The organism is Heliomarina baculiformis, from assembly GCF_019966545.1.
Lineage (GTDB): Bacteria > Pseudomonadota > Alphaproteobacteria > Rhodobacterales > Rhodobacteraceae > Heliomarina > Heliomarina baculiformis.
Genome location: NZ_JAIMIC010000007.1, coordinates 105449 through 120643 on the forward strand (window position 1 = coordinate 105449; position 15195 = coordinate 120643).

Here is a 15195-nt window from a genome sequence, read left to right on the forward strand (position 1 = left end):
GCTGCTACACATTAGGAGCTGGGGAACGACGGAAAGACCATGGACCAGGCGCAAATCGAAATTCATGTCCTGAACTCCCTTGCGCAGATCGCGCCGGAGGACTGGGATGCCTGTGCCTGCCCCGAGGCGGCGGATGGCGGCGCGCCGGACGATCCGTTCACGACTTATCGATTTCTGAAGGCGCTGGAAGATAGCGGCTCGGTCGGGACCGGAACGGGGTGGCAGCCGCATTACCTTGCCGCACATCTGGATGGCGAGCTGATTGCGGTCGCGCCGATGTACCTGAAGTCACACAGCCAGGGCGAATATATCTTCGATCACAATTGGGCGCATGCATATGAGCGCGCCGGCGGGCGGTATTACCCCAAGCTGCAGATCGCGGTGCCCTTTACCCCCGCGACCGGGCGACGGTTTTTGGTGCGTCCCGAATACCGCGAGGTCGGCATGTCCGCCCTTGTGCAGGGCGCGGTGCAGCTTGCCGACAATAACGAGGTATCGTCGCTGCACGTCACCTTTTGTACCGCAGACGAGGCCGACGCCGGTGAGCAGATGGGGCTGATGCCTCGGAGCACCCAGCAGTTCCACTGGCTGGATCAGGGATTTGGTGATTTCGACGGTTTTCTTGCAAGTTTGTCGTCGCGCAAGCGCAAGAACATCCGCAAGGAACGCGCGCAGGCCAATGCCTTTGGCGGGACGATCCGAACCTATACCGGCGACGAGATCCAACCCGAGCACTGGGACGCGTTCTGGAAGTTCTATCAGGACACCGGCGCCCGAAAATGGGGCTCTCCTTACCTCACGCGGCGCTTTTTCACCCTCGCGCAGGAGAGCCTGCGCGATGACATCGCCCTTGTGCTGGCCGAGCGTGACGGAAGTTACGTCGCGGGAGCGCTGAACTTTATCGGGCGCAAGACGTTGTTTGGCCGCTACTGGGGCTGCGTCGAGCATCACCCCTGCCTGCATTTCGAACTGTGCTATTATCGCGCCATCGACTTTGCCCTTGAGAACGGGCTGCCACGGGTCGAGGCGGGCGCGCAGGGCGAGCATAAACTGGCGCGCGGGTATCTGCCCTGCGAGACCCATTCGCTGCACTGGGTCGGCAATCCGGGCTTTGCCCGCGCCATCAAGGACTATCTCGATGCCGAGCGTGAAGCGGTGGCCGAAGAGATCGAAATTCTGACGGATTACGGACCGTTCAGGAAGATAGAAGTGGAAGAACAGGAATGACCGAAAAGCTTTCGGAAGAAACCCGCAAAACCTTGCTGACCCCCTTGTTCGAAACGGGCTGGGCCATGTGCGAAGACCGGGACGCCATCGAGAAAACCTTCACTTTCGATGACTTTGTCGGGGCTTTTGGCTGGATGACCCAGGCCGCCTTCTGGGCGGAAAAGTGGAACCACCACCCGGAATGGCGCAATGTTTACAAGACCGTGGAAGTTGTACTAACCACGCATGATGTCGAGGGACTAAGCTCGCTCGACGTGAAATTAGCGCGGAAAATGGACAGCTTGGCAGAGGTTTAATGGAAGAAATACTTGGGACTGAAATCTGGAACGGCACCACCGTGGGTGACGTTCTGACACTTAATTTTCTGGCGTCAATTGCGGGATCGGTGCTGTCTGCCGTCGTGATCCTGATCATTGGCTGGTTCATTGCATCGTGGGCGCATACCCGCATCCGCAAGATCGGCGAGCGCTATGCGCATCTTGATGTAACCCTGTTCGATTTCTTCGGGTCGATCCTGCGTTACACGATCCTCGCCTTTACGTTCATTTTCGTGCTGAACACATTCGGCGTGCAGACCACCTCTATCGTGGCCGCAGTCGGTGCTGCCGGTCTTGCCATCGGTCTGGCCTTGCAGGGCACGCTGTCGAACGTGGCGGCGGGTGTGATGCTGATCTTTTTCCGCCCGATCAAGACCGGCGATTTCGTCGAGATCAACGGCCAGATGGGGACGGTCAAGACGATCACCCTCAATTATACGGAACTGGCCAGCCTTGGAAACGTCCAGATCATCGTGCCGAACTCCGAGGTCTGGGGCAGCACCATCGTCAACTATTCGATCTACCCAACCCGAAGGGCCGAATGGACGTTCGGCGTTGGTTATGGCGCCGATCTGAAACAGGCTGAAGCCGTGATCCGCGAGACCATCATGGGCGATGAACGCACCCATGATTCGCCCGAGATGTTCCTTCAAGTGAACAACCTTGGGGATTCCTCGGTCGATTTCCTGGCCCGGGCATGGTGCGACAGCGCGGTGTATTTCCAGTATCAGGCCGATATCAAACGCAAGGTCAAAGAGGCGCTGGATGCTGCCGGGGTCGATATTCCGTTCCCGACAAGAACGATCGTTCAGGAAAGCTGAGAGTCCCTTTCCGAATAAAGAAAGGCGCGCCGTTAGGGACGCGCCTTTTTCATTTGCTGCTTACTGCATCGAATCCAGCAGACCTTCGCCCGCTGAAATCTCGCATCCGGTGCCGAGTTCCTCGTTCAGGATGCTGACCGTGCCGTCTTCGACCAGCATGGCGTAGCGCTTTGAGCGGCCCATGAGACCTACCGCAGCGACGTCAAAGCTCATCCCGAGGGCCTTGGTGAATTCGCCGGTTCCGTCGGCAAGCATGGTGATCCCTGCCGAGCCTGCGCCAGTGGCGTCGTCCCATGCTTTCATCACGAAGGGGTCGTTGACGGAGACACAGATGATCTCGTCGACACCCTTGGAATCGAACTGTTCTTTGGTGCGGATAAAGCTGGGCACGTGGGCGGAATGGCAGGTCGGGGTGAACGCGCCGGGCACCGCAAAGATCACGACCTTGCGCCCCTTTACCTTGTCGGCCAGCGGAATCTGCTCCGGGCCTTCGGCACCGATCCGGGTCAGCGTTGCATCGGGAAGTTTGTCGCCTTTGGAAATGGTCATGATGTTTCCCCTGTTGGATTTGCTATTTACCTTGTGGCCCATATAGGGTGCGCCGACAAGATGACGAAGCAGTATCGAAAGGTCGGGCGCATGACCCATATCGTTGTTATCGGAGCCGGTCAGGCCGGGTCCTCTCTGGTGGCCAAGCTGCGCAAGGACGGGTTTGACGGCGATATCACCCTGATCGGGGCGGAACCGGTTGTTCCCTATCAGCGCCCGCCGCTTTCCAAGGCCTATCTGCTGGGCGACATGGCGCTTGAGCGGCTGTTTCTGCGACCCGAAAGCTTTTACGACGACCAGAAGGTGACGCTGAAGCTGGGTCAGCCGGTTACCGCCATCGACCGACACGGGAAGACCGTGCATCTGGGTGACGAGGTCATCCCCTATGACCAGTTGGTGCTGACCACCGGATCGGACCCGCGCCGCCTGCCCTCATCGATTGGCGGCGACTTGGACGGAGTCTTTGTCGTGCGGACGCTGGCCGATGTCGATGCGATGGCGCCGATGGTGAGCGAGGGCAAACGCGCGTTAATCGTCGGTGGCGGCTATATCGGGCTTGAGGCGGCGGCGGTCGCGACCAAGCTCGGTGTACAGGTCACGTTGGTCGAGATGGCCGACCGTATCCTGCAACGGGTCGCCGCGCCCGAGACGAGCAATTTTTTTCGCGATCTCCACACCGGACACGGCGTGAAGATCCTCGAGGGTGTCGGGCTGGAAAAACTGACCGGCGAGAATGGCAAGGTTACCGGGGCGGTGCTGGCCGATGGCACCACGCTCGAGGTGGATTTCGTGGTTGTGGGTGTCGGCATTGCGCCGTCGACCCAGCTTGCCGAGATGGCCGGGGTGATCCTTGACAACGGGATCAAGACCGATGCGTTTGGCCGGACCTCGGATGAAAGCATCTGGGCCGCCGGGGATTGCGCGTCCTTTCCCTATAAGGGCGAGCGTATCCGGCTGGAAAGCGTGCCCAATGCCATCGATCAGGCGGAATGCGTCGCGGGCAACCTGCTGGGCAATACAGTTGAATACGTGCCACAGCCGTGGTTCTGGTCTGACCAGTACGACGTCAAATTGCAGATTGCCGGGCTGAATACAGGCTATGACCGGATCATCACGCGGGCAGGCGACGGTAAAACCGTGTCCTTCTGGTATTACAATGGCGATGAATTGCTGGCCGTGGACGCGATGAACGACCCACGCAATTACATGATCGGCAAGCGGTTGATCGACGCGGGCAAATCACCCTCGCCCGATGTCATCGCCGACCCGGCAACCGACATGAAGGCCCTGTTGAAAGCGTGAGGATCATCGCGGGCAGGTATCGCGGCCGCGCGCTGACCCCGGTGGGCAAGGGCGATGCCGGGGCGCATCTGCGACCGACCACCGACCGGGTGCGCGAAAGCCTGTTCTCGGTGCTGACCTCGCTGGACGTGCTCGACGGTGCCTGGGTGCTGGACCTCTTTGCCGGGACCGGGGCGTTGGGGCTTGAGGCATTGTCGCGGGGGGCGGAGCATGTGACTTTCGCAGAGAAAGGCCGGGTCGGTCAGGGGTTGATTGGCAAGAACATCGCCCTGCTCGGCGCCGGGGAAGAGACGCGGCTGATCCGGCAGGATGCGACACAGCTGCCCGATGCCAATGCGCCTTGCGATCTGATCTTTCTCGATCCGCCCTATGGTCAGGGACTGGGAGCAAAGGCGCTGGCGTCGGCGAGCGCCGGTGGATGGATCGCCGACGGCGCGCTGATTGTCTGGGAAGAAAGTAGCCCGCAGGAGGCCCCAGAGGGGTTCGATCTGCATGACCGCCGAAAATACGGCGATACACATGTCACGTTGTTATGGTACGGCGCGGCCTGAACCGGACGCGCCGTCAGCGGCTTAACCGTAGGTCGGGTGGAACTTGTTGCCCGGCGAGTTTGTGAAAATCTCACAACCGTCCTCGGTGACGCCAATCGAATGCTCGAACTGCGCCGACAGCGATTTGTCGCGAGTCACGGCAGTCCAGTCATCGGCCAGAGTCTTGGTTTCCGGGCGGCCCAGATTGACCATCGGTTCGATAGTAAAGAACATGCCGGGTTCCAGAACCGCGCCATTGCCGGGACGGCCATAGTGCAACACGTTCGGCGGCGCGTGGAACACGCGGCCAAGCCCGTGACCGCAGAAATCGCGAACGACGCTCATGCGGTTGGCTTCGACAAAGGTCTGGATCGCGTGACCGATATCGCCAAAGGTATTGCCTGGCTTGACCACCTCGATTCCGCGCATCAGCGCCTCGTAGGTGACGTCGATCAAACGTTCCGCTTTGCGCGGCAGTTTGCCCGCCACGTACATGCGGCTGGTGTCGCCGTACCAGCCATCGACGATCACGGTCACGTCGATGTTGAGAATATCGCCATCCTTCAGTGTCTTGGGGCCGGGGATACCGTGGCAGACCACGTGGTTTACTGAAATGCAGCTTGCATGCTGATAGCCCTTGTAGCCGATGGTCGCCGAGGTCGCGCCCGCGTCCTCGACCATCTTGGTGATCAGGCGGTCAAGCTCTTCGGTCGTCTGGCCAACGGTCACATGCTCGGCAATGTCGTCAAGGATCTGCGCGGCAAGCGCGCCAGCCGTATGCATTCCGGCGAAATCGGCGGTTTCGTAGATCCGGATCCCGTCCTTGGTCAGGCGGCCACGATGTTCGTTCTTCAACAAGGGCTCTCCATCCTTTTGGATAGTTTCGATTATAACGACCCGTCCTTAAAATCCAATGGCCGTCAGGTCACGGCGGCCACAGAGCGACCAAGCGACACATGTTGAGGCGTGATATCGCAATCGTAGCAAAGAATTTCAACACCCGAGGCACGCGCAGCGGTAAAAGCAGCTGCATAAGCAGGGTCGATATCGCGGGCCAGATCGAAAGACGTGCAGTCGGTGCGCTGGATCAGGTAGAACATGATCGCGCGATGCCCCTCAGCCGCCATATCGGCAAGTTCGGCCAGATGTTTGGCGCCCCGCGCGGTCACGCTGTCGGGGAATTCGGCAAGTCCCAGCTGGCGCGACAGCGTTACGGATTTCACCTCGACATAGGCATCGGGAAGGCCGGCGCCGGATAACAGGAAATCGATGCGGCTGGATTTGCCGTATTTCACCTCGGGCCGGACGGTTTCGTAGGCGGCCAGTTCCGGGATTTCGCGCGCCTCAAGGGCGTGGCGCAGGGCGCGGTTCGGCACGGATGTATCGACGCCGGTGAAATTGCCGTCTTCGTGATCCACCAGACGCCAGCCGTATTTCAGCTTTTTTTTCGGATCGTCATTGGGTTCGAGCCAGATTTTCACGCCCGGCTCGGCCAGCCCCATCATAGAGCCGGGGTTGGCGCAATGGGCCGTGATCTCGCGCCCGTCCTCAAGCTGGCAATCGGCAAGGAAGCGTTTGTATCGCCGGATCAGCCGGGCCGGAACAAGAGGGGTTTGAAAGCGCATGAGACGCGGCCTATACCCAGATCAACAACCGTTCAAGGAGTTCCGCCCATGCCCAATCCGACTGCCGCCATGCTTGTGATCGGGGACGAAATCCTGTCGGGGCGGACTCGCGACGCGAATATGTACCATCTGGCCAACCAATTGACGGCACGCGGGATCGACCTGAAAGAAGTCCGGGTGGTCAGCGACGACGCGCCTGCCATCGTCGCGGCGGTCAAAGCGCTCTCGGCGGGGTTCGATCACGTCTTTACCAGCGGCGGCATCGGGCCGACCCATGATGACATCACCGCCGATTGCATTGCAGAGGCCTTCGACACGCCGATCGGCATCCGCGACGACGCCCGCGCCCTGCTTGCCGCGCATTATGAACGCACCGGGCGTGAGCTGAACGCGCCCCGGCTGCGGATGGCGCGCATCCCGGATGGAGCAGCGCTGATCGAGAATCCGGTGTCGGTTGCGCCGGGCTTTACCATCGGCAACGTGCATGTAATGGCGGGTGTGCCCTCGGTTTTCGAGGCGATGGTGGCCAGCGTTCTGCCCGGTCTGACCGGCGGTGCGCCGCTGATCTCTGAATCCCTGCGTGTCGACAAGGGCGAAGGCGATATCGCGGAAACGCTCACCTCGATTTCGGCCACCTACAACGACCTGTCCATCGGCTGTTACCCGTTTCAGGAAAACGGCCGTTATGGCGCGAATGTCGTGTTGCGCGGCAGCGATCCGGCGCGGGTAACCGCCGCGAGAACGGCTTTGGTGCGCGCGCTGGAGGCGCTGGCATGACACCGCCCGATTGGTACGCCGTCATCGACGGCACATGGCCAGCGGCCACTTATCGAAAAGAGGACCCTTGGACCTTTCGCGAAGGTCGGGGCGGCGGCAGCCGGGTGTCGGCGACAACCGCAGATGGGCCGGTAACCGAGGCCGATATAGACCGCGCCGAAGAAGCGATGCTGGCGATGGATCAAAAGCTGATCTTCCAGATCCGCGAAGGTCAGGAACATCTGGACGGGATGCTGGCGGCGCGCGGCTATGCCATTCTCGATCCGGTCACGATCTATGCCTGTACGCCAGAGACGCTCTGCGATGTGGCGATCCCGCGCGTGACGGTTCTTCAGGTCTGGGAGCCGCTCGCGATCATGCGGGAAATCTGGGCGGCCGGGGGCATTGGCCCGGAACGCATCGAGGTCATGAAACGCACCAAGAGCCCAAGGGTCAGCCTTCTTGGGCGGCTCAACGACAAGCCGGGCGGCGTCGCCTTTGTCGCGATCCATGATGGTGTCGCGATGGTCCACGCGGTCGAGGTTTGCCCGGGACAGCGCCGCCTTGGCATGGGCCGATGGTTCATGCGCGCGGCGGCATTCTGGGCGCGCGACAACGGTGCCCACACCCTGTCGGTGATGTGTACGGATGCCAATGGCCCGGCCAATGGTTTGTACCGTTCGCTGGGCATGACCGTGACAGGGCACTATCATTACCGACACAGCACTACAGGGAGAGTGACACGTGACTGAAAAAGACAAGCCGACCGCCTTGGATCTGCCGATGGTCGATCCGCTGCCTGAAGCAACGCAGAAATATTTCGACATCTGCATGGAAAAGCTTGGCATGGTGCCCAATGTGCTCAAGGCGAACGCGTTCGACATCGACAAGCTCAACGCCTTTACCGGCATGTATAATGACCTGATGCTGGCCGACAGCGGGCTTTCCAAGCTTGAACGCGAGATGATTGCGGTCGTGGTGTCTTCGATCAACAAGTGCTTTTACTGCCTGACCGCCCATGGTGCCGCCGTGCGCCAGCTGTCCGGCGATCCGGTGCTTGGCGAGATGCTGGTGATGAATTTCCGGGTGGCCGATCTGGACGCACGCCAGCGGGCGATGCTGGAATTCGCGGAAAAGGTTACGATCTCAAGCCACAAAGTCGAGGAAGACGACCGGCAGGCCCTGCGAGAAGTCGGCTTTAGCGACCGCGATATCTGGGACATCGCCAATGTCACCGGCTTTTTCAACATGTCTAACCGCGTGGCAAGTGCCACGGACATGCGCCCGAACGACGCCTATCACGCGCAGGCAAGATGATCCGCTTGATCGCCGCATTGATACTGGCGGCAACGCCGGTCGCGGCGATCGAGCTGTCCCTGCCGGTCGGCGCGCGCACGTTGTCCGAGCGTGTGATCCCACTTGATGACTACGCGATGCCGGTGGGCGACTATCGTGACGGCATCCTGCCGACCGAGACCTTCACCGGAGAGGTCGCGCGCCGCACCTGGCGCATCAACAGTTCCGACCTGACGACGCTTCAGGTGCTTGAACCGATCCGGACTCAGCTTGAGCAGGCCGGGTACGAGGTGCTGTACGCCTGCAAGGATATCGAATGTGGCGGCTTTGATTTCCGTTTCCGGACCGAGATCACCCCGGCCCCGGACATGTATGTCGACATCAGGAACTTCCGCTACGTGGCCGCGCAGAAGACAAACGGCGAAGCCCTGAGCGTCTTGGTCAGCAAGAGCCGGGCATCCGCCTACATCCAGATTATCGAAGTCTCACCAGATGAGGTCGAAGAGGTTCCAACCGAACCCGTGGCCGAAATCGAACCAACGCCGGAGGCAGGTCAGCCCCGGCAGACGGTGAACCAATTCGAGCGTGACGGCCATATCGTGCTGCGCGACCTTGAGTTTGAAACCGGCGCTGTTGCGCTTGGTCCGGGGCCCTATGACTCACTGGTCAATCTTGCCGCCTATCTGACCGAGAATCCGGGCGTGCGGATCGCGCTTGTCGGGCATACGGATTCGGTTGGCGGTCTGGCCGGGAATATCGACCTGTCCCGCCGACGTGCGCAGGCGGTGCGGGACAGGCTGATCGAAGCCTATGATATCGACCCGGGTCGGCTTGAGGCCGATGGGGTGGGCTATCTTGCCCCGGCGGCCAGCAATCTCGACCCGCAAGGCCGCGAGGATAACAGACGCGTCGAGGCCGTGCTGCTGTCGCTGGAATGAAAACGGGGGCCGCAGCCCCCGCGTCCGATATCAGATCCGTTCGATGGCAAGGGCGATGCCCTGCCCGCCGCCGATGCACATGGTAATGATCGCTTTCGATCCGCCAATCCGTTCAAGCTCGTAAAGCGCCTTGATCGTGATCAGGGCACCGGTCGCGCCCACCGGGTGGCCCAGCGCGATTGCACCACCATTGGGGTTCACCTTGTCGATATCCAGACCCAGTTCTCGGTTCACCGCGATGGCCTGCGCGGCAAAGGCCTCGTTGCTTTCGATCACATCGAAGTCCTCGACGCTCAGCCCGGTTTTCTTGAGCAGGTTCTGCACGGCCGGGATCGGACCGACGCCCATGACTTCGGGACGCACACCGGAATGCGCATAGCCCAGCACGCGGGCGCGTGGTTTCAGACCAGCCTTTTCGGCAGCGGACGCGCTGGCGAGGACGATGGCCCCGGCGCCGTCATTGATGCCGCTTGCGTTGCCCGCCGTGACGGTACCGTCCTTTTGAAAGGCGGGGCGCAGCCCGGCAAGCGCTTCGGCGCTGGTCTTTTTGGGGTGTTCATCAACGTTGAAAGGCACTTTCTCGCGCTTGACCATCACCTCGACCGGCGCGATCTGGCTTTCGAAATAGCCCGCCTCGATTGCCTTGGCCGCGCGGGTCTGCGAGGTCAGCGCGAAGGCATCCTGATCTTCACGCGTGATCTGGTGTTCCGATGCGACGTTTTCCGCCGTGACGCCCATGTGGCCGGTGCCAAACGGGCAGTTGAGCGCACCCAGCATCATGTCGAGCGATTTCACATCACCCATCTTCTGACCCCAGCGAGCCGAGGGCACGATATAGGGGCTACGCGACATCGCCTCGGCCCCACCGGCGAGAGCGAAGTCCGCATCGCCCAGCATCAGGTTCTGAATGGCCGACACAATCGCCTGCGCGCCGGAACCACACAGACGGTTGACGTTCATCGCCGGGCTGGTTTCAGGGATACCGGCCTGCATCGCGGCAACGCGGCTCAGGTACATGTCGCGCGGTTCGGTGTTGATCACGTGGCCAAAGACGACATGGCCGATCTGCCCGCCCTCGACGCCCGAGCGTTCAAGCGCGGCTTCGGTAACAACGGTGGCCAGATCAATCGGGGCCACGCTGGACAGGGCGCCTCCGAAGGTCCCGATCGCGGTGCGGGCACCGTCCAGAATAACGACATCAGTCATAGCTTTACTCCCTTTCAAAATCCTCGCGGGGAATATGCGCGCAGAAGTTTTGGCATTCCAGCGCAATCCGGGCATTGTTGAATTGACAACGCGTCACTTTCGCTTTCATCAATCCGTCATGACGGAAAACACCAACGATATCCTGAACCGCCTGCCAGCACGGCTTAAAGAAGCGCGGCGCGCCAAGGGCCTGTCGCTTGAGGCCGTGGCGAACCTGTCCGGCGTTTCCCGTTCAATGGTGAGCCAGATCGAACGTGGCGAAAGCAGCCCGACCATATCGACGCTCTGGAATCTGACCCGCGCCCTTCAGGTGGACTTCGCCGGTCTGCTTGACTCGGAAAAGGCCCATGACCGGATCGACGTCATCCGCGCCGAAGAGGCCCCGACCATCGAAAACATGGGAGAGGGCTGCCGGATTCGTATCCTCTCTCCACCCGAAGAGGCCGGCCATCACGAAGTGTATGAGCTGATCTTTACCGAGGGCGGCGCCCTCAGAAGCCAGCCACACACCCGCGGCGCCACCGAACAACTTACAGTGATTAGCGGCGAAGTTCTCGTGACCTCGGGCAATGCAGAATCGACCCTGTCACAGGGCGATACGGCCCGCTACGCAGCAGATGTCCCCCATAGCATCCAATCCGCCGGATCACCGGCAAGGGCACTACTGATCGTAAAGAACGCCTAAAAATCCGTCTTACAGGAATTTTTCCGCTAAACCGGAAATCCTTCTTTCAGGAATCACTTTGGCCATGGTAAGGGTCGGACAAAGGAGACCTGCCCGATGCCCAGCGAATTTCTGTCCCATATTTCGAAGACGCTTGACGAGATCGAGGCCGAGGGGCTGACCAAGCGCGAACGCCTGATCACCTCACCCCAGGGCGGCGAGATCACGGTGAACGGGCGCAATGTCATCAACCTTTGCGCCAATAACTACCTTGGGCTGGCCGATCATCCGGACCTCATCGCGGCGGCCCGCGCTGCGATGGAGCCCAAGGGGTTCGGCATGGCCTCGGTCCGGTTCATCTGTGGCACGCAGGATATCCACCGCGAGCTTGAACAGGCGCTGACAAAATTCCTCGGCATGGAGGATTCGATCCTTTTCGCGGCCTGCTTCGATGCCAATGGCGGCTTGTTCGAACCCCTGCTTGGCGCCGAGGACGCGGTGATCTCTGACGCACTGAACCATGCCTCGATCATCGACGGTATCAGGCTCTGCAAAGCGAAAAGATACCGCTATGCCAATTCCGACATGGGCGATCTTGAAGCCCAGCTCAAGGCCGCGAAAGCCGATGGTGCGCGTCATATCATGATCGCCACCGACGGCGTTTTCTCGATGGACGGCTACCTTGCCAAACTTGGCGAGATCCGCGCGCTGGCTGATAAATACGATGCCATCGTAATGGTCGACGATTGCCATGCCACCGGGTTCATGGGGCCGAAAGGAGAAGGCACCCCGGCCCATGCGGGCGTCAGTGTCGATATCCTGACCGGCACGCTGGGCAAGGCGCTGGGCGGGGCTATCGGCGGATATATCGCCGGTCCGCAACCGGTCATCGACCTGCTGCGCCAGCGTGCGCGGCCTTACCTGTTCTCGAATTCGCTGCCCCCTGCCATCGTCGCGGCCGGGCTTGAGGCGCTGCGTCTCGTTCAAGAGGGCGACGATCTGCGCGCCCGGCTGTTCGAAAACGCTAAATACTGGCGCGAGGGGCTGACCGATCTCGGGTTCGACCTTTTGCCCGGCGAACACCCGATCATCCCGGTGATGCTTGGAGAAGCGCAACTGGCGCAGGACATGGCGAACCGGCTGTTTGAAGAAGGAGTCTATGTCTCGGGCTTTTTCTTCCCCGTGGTGCCGCGCGGTCAGGCCCGGATCAGAACCCAGATGAACGCGGCCCTCACCCGCGAAGAACTCGACCGTGCGCTTGATGCCTTTGCCGCTGCCGGGAAGGCGACCGGGGTGATTTGATGGACACCGGGAACGAAGCCCTTCGGATCTACGCAGAGAATGCCGAACAGCTTGCCGAGCGCTATGAATCCGTCGATGCCGATGTGGTTTTTGCGCCGCTCGCCCGGCTGCTCCCCGACGCGCCTGCCCGCATCGCCGATATCGGTGCGGGGACCGGTCGAGACGCGGCTTGGCTGGCAGCGCGGGGACACAGCGTAACCGCCGTCGAACCGACGCAGGGTTTACGTAAGGCCGGCATTTCCCGGCATGGCGACCGGGTGGAATGGGTGTCGGACACCCTGCCCGGTCTAACGACGCTTGATAACCGTACATTCGACCTCATCTTCGTAAACGCGGTCTGGCATCATCTCGATGAGACCTCACGGGAAGCGGCCATGAAGCGACTGGCCGAACTCACCTGCGCGGGCGGACGTGTCCTGATTTCGCTACGACACGGGCCGCTGCCAAAAGGTCAACCTGTCGAGCCGCTTTCAACGGAGCAGGAACTCGAGCGTGCCCAGCGCGCAGGCTTTGAGCTGATCCAACGCATCGAAACCGATTCGCGGCAGGAAAATAACCGGCAGGCCGATGTGACCTGGACCTGGCTCGCACTGGAACAAAGAGACATCTCATGAAGAACGAAATGAAAGCCCTGTCGAAACTTCACGCCCGCGAGGGTCTCTGGATGACCCATGCCCCAGTGCCGGAAATTGGCCCCGAAGACGTGCTGATCCGCATCAACGCCACCGGCATCTGCGGCACGGACATCCACATCTGGAACTGGGATGAATGGGCGCAGAACACCGTGCCTGTCCCGCTGATCACCGGCCACGAGTTCGCTGGCGAAATCGTCGAGATCGGGCGTAATGTCGAAGGTCTCGAAATCGGCCAGCGCTGCTCTGGCGAAGGCCACCTGATCGGGAAATCTTCGCGCCAGAGCCGGGCGGGCAAGTTTCACCTCGACCCTGCCACGCGCGGCATTGGCGTCAACGAACAGGGCGCCTTCGCCCAATACCTGCGCCTGCCTGCCTTCAACGTGGTGCCTCTGCCCGACGATATCCCGGATGACATCGGCGCGATTCTCGATCCCTTGGGCAACGCCGTCCACACCGCGCTTTCCTTCGATCTCGTGGGCGAGGACGTGCTGATTACCGGCGCAGGCCCCATCGGCATCATGGCAGCAGCGGTCGCGCGGCACGTGGGTGCGCGCCACGTGGTGATCACAGATGTTAACCCCGCGCGGCTGGAACTTGCCGCCAAGGTCGCCGATGTCACCCCCGTCAATGTCGCCGAGCAAGACCTTGCCAAAACGATCTCGGATCTCAAGATGAAACAGGGCTTTGACGTGGGGCTGGAAATGTCCGGCAACCAGACCGCGCTGGACCAGATGGTCGAGGCGATGACCATGGGCGGTCGCATCGCGATGCTGGGCATCCCGCCGGGAAAATCCCCCGTCGACTGGTCGCGCATCGTTTTCAAGGCGATCACGATCAAGGGCGTCTATGGCCGCGAAATATTCGAGACATGGTACAAGATGATCGCGATGCTCCAGAACGGGCTCGATGTGTCCGGCGTCATCACCCATCACTTCAAGGTCGATGACTTCGAAGAGGGCTTTGCCGCGATGAAATCCGGACAAAGCGGCAAGGTGGTGCTCGACTGGACATGACGGCAAGCTCTATCCTCGATCTCATCGGCAACACGCCCTCCCTCTGGCTCGACCGGCTGACCACTGAAAAGCGGGTCGAGGGACGGATCCTTGCCAAGCTCGACTACCTGAACCCCGGCTTGTCCAAAAAGGACCGTGCGGCACTGGGCATCATCCGCGCCGCCCGCGCCGACGGGAGCCTCCGCCCCGGCCAGACCGTGGTGGAACTCACCTCCGGCAACATGGGAACTGGTCTGGCAATCGTCTGCGGCCAGCTGGGCCACCCGTTCATCGCCATGATGAGCCGGGGCAACTCTCCCGAACGGGCGCGGATGATGAAAGCCCTCGGGGCCGAGGTCATCCTCGTCGATCAGGCCCCCGGCAGCCAGCCGGGGCAGGTCTCGGGCGAGGATCTCGCCCTTGTCGAAACCCGAGCCCAAGAGGTGACCGAGGCCCGCTCGGCCTTCCGCGCCGATCAGTTCAATCACCCCGGCAACGCCGAAGCGCACCGCCAGACCACGGGACCAGAGCTCTGGCGCGACTCAGACGAAACGCTGACCGCCTTTGTCGATTTCGCCGGGTCCGGGGGCACCTACGCCGGCACCATCACAGCGCTTAAAGACCTGAACCCGAACCTGCGCGGCTATCTCTGCGAACCAGAAGGGGCGGCCGCACTTTCCGGCGGAAAAATCAGTCATCCCGCCCACCCGATTCAGGGCGGCGGTTACGCCATGCACGAATTGCAGCAACTCATTGACACCCCCGTCGATGGTTACCTCACTGTCAGTGGCTCAACCGCACGCGATACCGCCAGAACCCTCGCACAAAGTCTCGGCATCTTCGCTGGTTTCTCCGCCGGAGCCAATGTCGCCGCCGCGCTCGACCTGCTCAGAGGCCCGGAAAAAGGCGGCACAATCGGCGTCATCATCTGCGACAGCGGGTTGAAATACCTCTCTACCGATCTCTGGGACTGATTCTGCTTCTTTGGGTTAAAAAATATCCCGGGGAATCCGCGCGCCCGCGCGGTTGGGGCAG

The 15195-nt window shown here is 61.1% G+C and carries 18 protein-coding genes; 14 read left to right on the forward strand and 4 right to left on the reverse strand.

What is annotated here, in order from left to right:
- The first annotated feature begins 39 nt into the window (after nucleotides 1–39).
- Genes MF268_RS16810 through MF268_RS16820 form a run of 3 tightly spaced genes read left to right on the forward strand, consistent with a single transcriptional unit; the run spans nucleotide 40 to nucleotide 2365 of the window.
- Nucleotides 40–1227: a GNAT family N-acetyltransferase gene (locus MF268_RS16810; RefSeq protein WP_238372025.1), complete on the forward strand. Its 1188-nt coding sequence runs from the start codon at nucleotides 40–42 to the stop codon at nucleotides 1225–1227.
- Nucleotides 1224–1523 (forward strand): 4a-hydroxytetrahydrobiopterin dehydratase, encoded by a 300-nt coding sequence (locus MF268_RS16815; protein ID WP_238372026.1) that lies wholly within the window; start codon nucleotides 1224–1226, stop codon nucleotides 1521–1523. The genes MF268_RS16810 and MF268_RS16815 overlap by 4 nt, the downstream gene beginning before the upstream one ends.
- Nucleotides 1523–2365: a mechanosensitive ion channel family protein gene (locus MF268_RS16820; protein WP_238372027.1), complete on the forward strand. Its 843-nt coding sequence runs from the start codon at nucleotides 1523–1525 to the stop codon at nucleotides 2363–2365. The genes MF268_RS16815 and MF268_RS16820 overlap by 1 nt, the downstream gene beginning before the upstream one ends.
- A gap of 60 nt (nucleotides 2366–2425) precedes the next feature.
- On the opposite strand, the gene MF268_RS16825 is transcribed toward MF268_RS16820, so the two are convergent.
- On the reverse strand, nucleotides 2426–2914 hold the full coding sequence (locus MF268_RS16825) for a peroxiredoxin (protein ID WP_238372028.1): 489 nt from the start codon (nucleotides 2912–2914) through the stop codon (nucleotides 2426–2428).
- A gap of 90 nt (nucleotides 2915–3004) precedes the next feature.
- Between MF268_RS16825 and MF268_RS16830 the strand changes: the two genes are divergently transcribed.
- On the forward strand, nucleotides 3005–4216 hold the full coding sequence (locus MF268_RS16830) for an NAD(P)/FAD-dependent oxidoreductase (protein ID WP_238372029.1): 1212 nt from the start codon (nucleotides 3005–3007) through the stop codon (nucleotides 4214–4216).
- Complete coding sequence (gene rsmD / locus MF268_RS16835) at nucleotides 4213–4767, forward strand: 16S rRNA (guanine(966)-N(2))-methyltransferase RsmD (RefSeq protein ID WP_238372030.1); 555 nt, start codon at nucleotides 4213–4215, stop codon at nucleotides 4765–4767. Before MF268_RS16830 ends, rsmD begins: the two co-directional genes overlap by 4 nt.
- Nucleotides 4768–4788: 21 nt before the next feature.
- Here rsmD and map read toward each other — a convergent pair whose 3' ends face one another.
- Nucleotides 4789–5601: a type I methionyl aminopeptidase gene (gene map, locus MF268_RS16840; RefSeq protein WP_238372031.1), complete on the reverse strand. Its 813-nt coding sequence runs from the start codon at nucleotides 5599–5601 to the stop codon at nucleotides 4789–4791.
- Between the two features lie 65 nt (nucleotides 5602–5666).
- Complete coding sequence (gene sfsA, locus MF268_RS16845; RefSeq protein WP_238372032.1) at nucleotides 5667–6371, reverse strand: DNA/RNA nuclease SfsA; 705 nt, start codon at nucleotides 6369–6371, stop codon at nucleotides 5667–5669.
- Nucleotides 6372–6419: 48 nt separating this feature from the next.
- Here sfsA and MF268_RS16850 point away from each other — a divergent pair, with 48 nt between their 5' ends.
- Genes MF268_RS16850 through MF268_RS16865 form a run of 4 tightly spaced genes read left to right on the forward strand, consistent with a single transcriptional unit; the run spans nucleotide 6420 to nucleotide 9361 of the window.
- Nucleotides 6420–7148, forward strand: a complete 729-nt coding sequence (locus MF268_RS16850; RefSeq protein WP_238372033.1) for a competence/damage-inducible protein A — start codon at nucleotides 6420–6422, stop codon at nucleotides 7146–7148.
- A complete protein-coding gene (locus MF268_RS16855; RefSeq protein ID WP_238372034.1) occupies nucleotides 7145–7879 on the forward strand; it encodes a GNAT family N-acetyltransferase in 735 nt (244 codons plus the stop codon). The genes MF268_RS16850 and MF268_RS16855 overlap by 4 nt, the downstream gene beginning before the upstream one ends.
- Nucleotides 7872–8444 (forward strand): peroxidase-related enzyme, encoded by a 573-nt coding sequence (locus MF268_RS16860; RefSeq protein ID WP_233145532.1) that lies wholly within the window; start codon nucleotides 7872–7874, stop codon nucleotides 8442–8444. Before MF268_RS16855 ends, MF268_RS16860 begins: the two co-directional genes overlap by 8 nt.
- Nucleotides 8441–9361: an OmpA family protein gene (locus MF268_RS16865; RefSeq protein WP_238372035.1), complete on the forward strand. Its 921-nt coding sequence runs from the start codon at nucleotides 8441–8443 to the stop codon at nucleotides 9359–9361. The genes MF268_RS16860 and MF268_RS16865 overlap by 4 nt, the downstream gene beginning before the upstream one ends.
- Nucleotides 9362–9391: 30 nt before the next feature.
- On the opposite strand, the gene MF268_RS16870 is transcribed toward MF268_RS16865, so the two are convergent.
- Nucleotides 9392–10567 carry an acetyl-CoA C-acyltransferase family protein gene (locus MF268_RS16870; RefSeq protein WP_238372036.1) on the reverse strand — a complete coding sequence of 392 codons (1176 nt, stop codon included), beginning with the start codon at nucleotides 10565–10567 and terminating at the stop codon, nucleotides 9392–9394.
- A gap of 118 nt (nucleotides 10568–10685) precedes the next feature.
- Here MF268_RS16870 and MF268_RS16875 point away from each other — a divergent pair, with 118 nt between their 5' ends.
- The 5 genes from MF268_RS16875 (at nucleotide 10686) to MF268_RS16895 (ending at nucleotide 15134) form a co-directional block, all read left to right on the forward strand.
- Nucleotides 10686–11252: a helix-turn-helix domain-containing protein gene (locus MF268_RS16875; protein ID WP_238372037.1), complete on the forward strand. Its 567-nt coding sequence runs from the start codon at nucleotides 10686–10688 to the stop codon at nucleotides 11250–11252.
- A gap of 96 nt (nucleotides 11253–11348) precedes the next feature.
- The gene (locus MF268_RS16880; RefSeq protein ID WP_238372038.1) at nucleotides 11349–12533 is read left to right on the forward strand and encodes a glycine C-acetyltransferase; all 1185 of its coding nucleotides are present in this window, start codon (nucleotides 11349–11351) and stop codon (nucleotides 12531–12533) included.
- The gene (locus MF268_RS16885; RefSeq protein WP_238372039.1) at nucleotides 12533–13147 is read left to right on the forward strand and encodes a class I SAM-dependent methyltransferase; all 615 of its coding nucleotides are present in this window, start codon (nucleotides 12533–12535) and stop codon (nucleotides 13145–13147) included. Before MF268_RS16880 ends, MF268_RS16885 begins: the two co-directional genes overlap by 1 nt.
- On the forward strand, nucleotides 13144–14181 hold the full coding sequence (gene tdh, locus MF268_RS16890; protein ID WP_238372040.1) for an L-threonine 3-dehydrogenase: 1038 nt from the start codon (nucleotides 13144–13146) through the stop codon (nucleotides 14179–14181). Before MF268_RS16885 ends, tdh begins: the two co-directional genes overlap by 4 nt.
- Nucleotides 14178–15134 (forward strand): PLP-dependent cysteine synthase family protein, encoded by a 957-nt coding sequence (locus MF268_RS16895; protein ID WP_238372041.1) that lies wholly within the window; start codon nucleotides 14178–14180, stop codon nucleotides 15132–15134. Before tdh ends, MF268_RS16895 begins: the two co-directional genes overlap by 4 nt.
- Nucleotides 15135–15195 lie beyond the last annotated feature (61 nt).